This is a genomic window from uncultured Rikenella sp. (assembly GCF_947628055.1).
Taxonomy (GTDB): Bacteria; Bacteroidota; Bacteroidia; order Bacteroidales; family Rikenellaceae; genus Rikenella.
Genome location: NZ_CANQYJ010000137.1, coordinates 1 through 4,945, shown reverse-complemented (window position 1 = coordinate 4,945; position 4,945 = coordinate 1). Strand labels below are relative to the sequence as shown.

The 4,945-nt window shown below is 58.3% G+C and carries 3 protein-coding genes, 1 pseudogene and 1 riboswitch; of the genes and pseudogenes, 3 read left to right on the top strand and 1 reads right to left on the bottom strand.

The features are described 5' to 3' along the window. Nucleotides 1–226, top strand: a pseudogene (locus tag Q0Z93_RS09635) (transporter); the annotation flags it as partial. Nucleotides 227–281: 55 nt separating this feature from the next. On the opposite strand, the gene Q0Z93_RS09630 reads toward Q0Z93_RS09635, so the two are convergent. Then, nucleotides 282–686 (bottom strand): DUF2721 domain-containing protein, encoded by a 405-nt coding sequence (locus Q0Z93_RS09630; RefSeq protein WP_298064989.1) that lies wholly within the window; start codon nucleotides 684–686, stop codon nucleotides 282–284. A gap of 433 nt (nucleotides 687–1,119) precedes the next feature. Then, a riboswitch (cobalamin riboswitch) is annotated at nucleotides 1,120–1,410 on the top strand. Nucleotides 1,411–1,551: 141 nt separating this feature from the next. Here Q0Z93_RS09630 and Q0Z93_RS09625 point away from each other — a divergent pair. Both Q0Z93_RS09625 and Q0Z93_RS09620 read left to right on the top strand, forming a co-directional pair. Continuing rightward, nucleotides 1,552–3,711 carry a ribonucleoside triphosphate reductase gene (locus Q0Z93_RS09625; protein WP_298064985.1) on the top strand — a complete coding sequence of 720 codons (2,160 nt, stop codon included), beginning with the start codon at nucleotides 1,552–1,554 and terminating at the stop codon, nucleotides 3,709–3,711. Beyond that, a complete protein-coding gene (locus tag Q0Z93_RS09620) occupies nucleotides 3,702–4,325 on the top strand; it encodes an anaerobic ribonucleoside-triphosphate reductase activating protein (RefSeq protein WP_298064983.1) in 624 nt (207 codons plus the stop codon). Before Q0Z93_RS09625 ends, Q0Z93_RS09620 begins: the two co-directional genes overlap by 10 nt. Nucleotides 4,326–4,945: the final 620 nt, after the last annotated feature.

The following is a 4,945-nucleotide window of genomic DNA, read 5'->3' as shown; positions in this document are numbered from 1 at the left end:
GCCGCTGCTGTTAGTGGGGGTTGTCGGCCGGCTGTTCTACAAAATCAACTACTTTACGCTGGCGGGGCTGCTGGCCGGGAGTATGACCGACCCGCCTGCGCTGGCCTATTCGAATGCTGTGGCGGGGAACGACCTGCCGTCGGTGGGATACGCGACGGTCTATCCGCTGACGATGTTCCTGCGCATCTTGACGGCCCAGTTGCTGATTCTTTTCGTCGCGGCGTAACTTTTTTCGGCCATATCTTACTTTATGATCCCCTTTCTTCTCTGCGGAAAGGGGATTATTTTTTGTGTTCTTTTTCGGCGCGGTCGAGGTGGTGTTCGAGCGCGTGGACGGAGATGCGCATCTCCTGAATCGAGATGCCGAGCGAGATGATAAGCAGCAGCAGGGCGATGCCGAAGGTCCAGACGGCGGCTGTCTGCAATCCGATATAGATAAGGAATGTGCAGACGACGCATAACAACAGGCTCGCCACGCCGAAGACTTGCATGGAGCGGGACATGTAGAGCCGCCGGCGGAGGTTTTCGATCTGTTTCCGGGTCACGGCGGTGGGGGTCTGGTCGTGCTGGGCGGTGAGGCTGCGGATGACCTGCGCGTAGGCGAGAAACCGGTTGGTGTAGGCGAGCATCAGCAGCGAAATGGCCGAAAATAAAATCGAGGGGGTCGTAAGTGTCAGTTCTTCCATGGTCATCAATTTTTAATCGTTCTGTTTAATCACTACCCTATGTTTGAGGGTACTGTTCTCTTTGTGAACAAAGAGAACCAGAAAAACTTATTGAGATGCTTGCGCATCTCTTGAGCCTGCCGGGTACCCTGGTCTTTGATTTGTCGGGGTGCGGGGAATCGGGCCGACATCATGAGGTTTAGCCCTTATCGGCCCGATTCCCGCACCTCGAACCAAACACAATGCAAGAGGACTGCGGAGCCTAAGGAGTAGCGCAGCTATCTGAAAGTTTCTTTGGTTCTTTCTTTTCAAAGAAAGAACAGTCACTCACAGTAGGGTAGAAATGAAACGAACGGTTAGCAATCCATGGACAAGAACCGGGCCGGATTGCGATGATAATAGAATGTTAATAAGTTTCAGCCACAGAAAACCAACCATCCCCCCGAAAACCCCATCTTTGTTTTCGGCAAACGGTTCCGAAACCGACCGGCAGAAGCCGGCCAGCATCCGGATCAAAAGGGAACCCTGTGCGAATCAGGGACTATCCCCGTAGCTGTGAGTTCCACCCCAAACGGACGTGCACCATCGACACCGATGGCCCCGGCCACTGCACCGCCTCGAAAAGCAGCAAAAAACCCGAAAACGGCAAAAAACCGGAACGGCAAACACTGCAAAACGACAGGTGCGGGAAGGCCGCACCGCCCCGGAACAAGTCAGAAGACCTGCCGTCTTGCCGCCAAAGAACACCGTAGCTTTCGGGAGAAAAGCCGGCAAGCGCATCCGAGTCCGTCCTCGACAATACCGAGCAGACAGACCCTTCGTGCGTCTTCTCTACACCCTTTCCCGCAAGCTGCCATTTTTCACCATTTTTAACATCCGTAAAACGATGAACGGCAGCACAACACCCACCCAAATCATCAAACGCGACGGCACCGTCGTTGCCTTCCAGGCCGAGAAAATCGAACAAGCCATCTTCAAAGCCATGCGCGCCGTCGAAGCACCCGACCGCAAAGCCGCCCACGCACTGGCCGAAGAAGTCGTCAGCCGCCTCGCCGACGCACAACGCATCGGCCCCCCCACCGTCGAACAAGTGCAAGACACCGTCGAACAGACCCTCTTCAACCACGGCTACTTCGCCTTGGTCAAAGCCTACCTCCTGTACCGCAAGCAGCACGAACAGCTGCGCAGCTCCAAAGAGCTGCTGTCGAACCTCGACGTGATCGACGACTACCTCTCGCTCGCCGACTGGCGCATCAAAGAGAGCGCCAACTCCGCCTACTCGCTTCAAGGACTGAACCAGCACATCTCCACCTTGATCACCGCCCAGTACTGGCTCAACCGCCTCTACCCCGACCGGATCGCCGAGGCACACCGGAGCGGAGCGATCCACATCCACGACCTCGGGTTCCTGAGCGTCTATTGCGTCGGATGGGACCTCAAAGACCTGCTCCTGACCGGTTTCCGCGGAGTCGAAGGCAAGGCCCAGAGCGCGCCGGCCAAACATTTCCGCACAGCATTAGGGCAGGTCGTCAATTTTTTCTACACCATGCAGGGCGAAGCCGCCGGAGCGCAGGCATTCGCCAACTTCGACACCTTTCTGGCTCCATATATCCGGTACGACAAGCTGGATTACGAGCAGGTGAAGCAATGTTTGCAAGAATTTCTCTTCAACCTGAACGTGCCGACCCGCGTGGGGTTCCAGACCCCGTTCACCAACATCACGATGGATCTGACGGTGCCCGACTTTCTGCGCAGCGAACCGATCGTCTGGGGCGGCGAAGTGCGGACGGAGACCTACGGCGAGTTCCAGCCGGAAATCACCCTCCTCAACCGGGCGTTCGCCGAGGTGATGTGTCAGGGCGACGCCTCGGGAAGCCTCTTCTCGTTCCCGATCCCGACCTACAACATTACGTCCGACTTCGACTGGGAGAACCCCGACTACACCGGGATCTGGGAAATGACGGCCAAGTACGGCATCCCGTACTTCTCGAACTTCGTCAATTCGGACATGAAACCGGACGACGTGCGGAGCATGTGCTGCCGGCTGCGGCTCGACAAACGCGAACTGATGAAGCGCGGCGGGGGCCTTTTCGCCTCCAATCCGCTGACCGGTTCGGTGGGGGTCGTGACGATCAACCTGCCGCGGTTAGGCTACGAGGCTTCGTCGGAGGAGAATTTCATGCAACGCCTCCGCCGCCTGATGGAGCTGGCTAAAGAGAGCCTCGAAATCAAGCGCAAGGTGATCGAACAGTACACCGAAAAAGGGTTGTACCCTTACTCGAAGTTCTACCTGCGGCACGTGCACGGGCGGTTCGGCTGCTACTGGAAAAACCACTTTTCGACCGTCGGGATCAACGGCATGAACGAGTGCTGCCTGAATTTCCTCGGGGTGCCGCTGGCCTCGGCCGACGGGATGGCATTCGCCAAACGGGTGATGCACTTCATGCGCGAGGTGCTGGCCGAGTTCCAGGAGGAGACGGGCAACATCTACAACCTCGAGGCGACGCCGGCCGAGAGCACGGCCTACCGTTTCGCGAAACTCGACACGGCGCAGTATCCGGACATCGTCGTGGCCAATCAGGAGCAGTTCCGACACGGCGGCGCGCAGCCGTACTATACCAACTCGACGCACTTGCCGGTGGGCTACACGGACGACCTGTACGAGGCGTTGGAGATGCAGGACGAGCTGCAAACGCTGTACACGGGCGGAACGGTGTTCCATGTCTTCACGGGCGAGAGTGCGATGACGGCCGAGGCGGCCAAACGGATGGTGAGGCGGGTGACGGATCGTTTCCGGCTGCCGTACATCACGCTGTCGCCGTCGTTCAGTGTCTGCCCGTCGCACGGCTACATGGCGGGCGAGCATTTCACCTGTCCGAAGTGCGGGGCGCGGTCGGAGGTATTCAGCCGCATCGTGGGCTACATGCGGCCTGTGAGCCAGTGGAATGACGGGAAACGGGCAGAGTTTGCGGATCGCAAGCTGTTTGACCGCAGCGTACTCGCTTCCCCGACGTCGGACGAACATCGGTGTGCGGCATGCGAATAGGGGGTTTCCTCAAACAGAGCCTGATCGACTGGGAGGGGCGGCTCGTGGCGGTGGTCTTCACGAAGGGGTGCAATTTCCGGTGCGGCTACTGCCACAATCCCTCTTTGGTGGTTCCGCGCCTGCTGAACCGGACGCCGGATGTGTCGCAGGACGAGGTTCTGGCTTATCTTTCGACCCGGCGCGGATGGATAGAGGGATTAGTGGTCACGGGAGGCGAACCGACGCTGCAAAAAGACTTGCCGGATTTCCTGACGCGGGTGCGGGCGCTGGGTTTGCCGGTCAAACTGGACACGAACGGCACGCATCCGGATGTTTTATCTGAACTGTTTCGGAAAAATTTGGTTAATTTTGTCGCATTGGATGTCAAGCATTTCATCTCGCAACGGGATTATGCGCGGGTGACGCCGACGGTCTCGGCGCGGGAGGTGGTGGCGATCGAACGCTCGATCGCGTTGCTGCGCAGCCATCCGGAGGTGGGCCGCCAGTTCCGAACGACGCTGATCCCGGGGGTGCATTTGCCGGAAACGGTGCGCAGATTGTCGGAATCGTTCGCTCCGGACTTGATCCGCTTCCAAACGTTCCGTGACGGAAACTTAGTCCGCGATTATATGTAAACCGTTCGTTGATTTGTCATTGTGCCGGATGGAACTGTCGCTTTCTTGAAAGAAAGGCCCCATAGGGGCTTTCCGGGCTGTAACTACCCTAATCCTTAGGCTCCGCAGTTTTGCTTCGAGTTTCCTTTGGGGCGTGGCAATAGACCGCTCTATTGCACCTCAGTTCGACCTCGCGCCCACCCCTAAGGCTGAGCAAGCTCCCGGTCGGAGTGCCCGGCGGCACCGCGGAGGTCGGCGGTTCTGAAGAACCGCAATATAAAGAGCGGTCTGTTGCTCCCGGCCCAAGAGGATCGAAGACAAGGGTACCCGGCAGGCTCAAGAGATGCGAAGCATCTCAAAAAGTTTGGCTTCGCCTTCCTCCTGGCACCTCGGCCATTCGAGCAAGCTCGACGGCGCTCGGCTGCTGTGTCGGTTTTCTGGTTCTCGCTAACTGCGCTCCGCTTGTTTTGCCTCCGGCTTCCTCGCCGCTCACCTTATTCAGGGTAGAGGCAGTCCGGTTCGAGTGCCGAGCGGCACCGCTGGCAGCGTCGGTTGTTCACAATTGAGCAGCGTTCCGAGGGCAGAGGCCGCTGGCGGACTATGCCGAGGTAGCGCGAGGAAGCCGGAGGCAAAACAAGCGA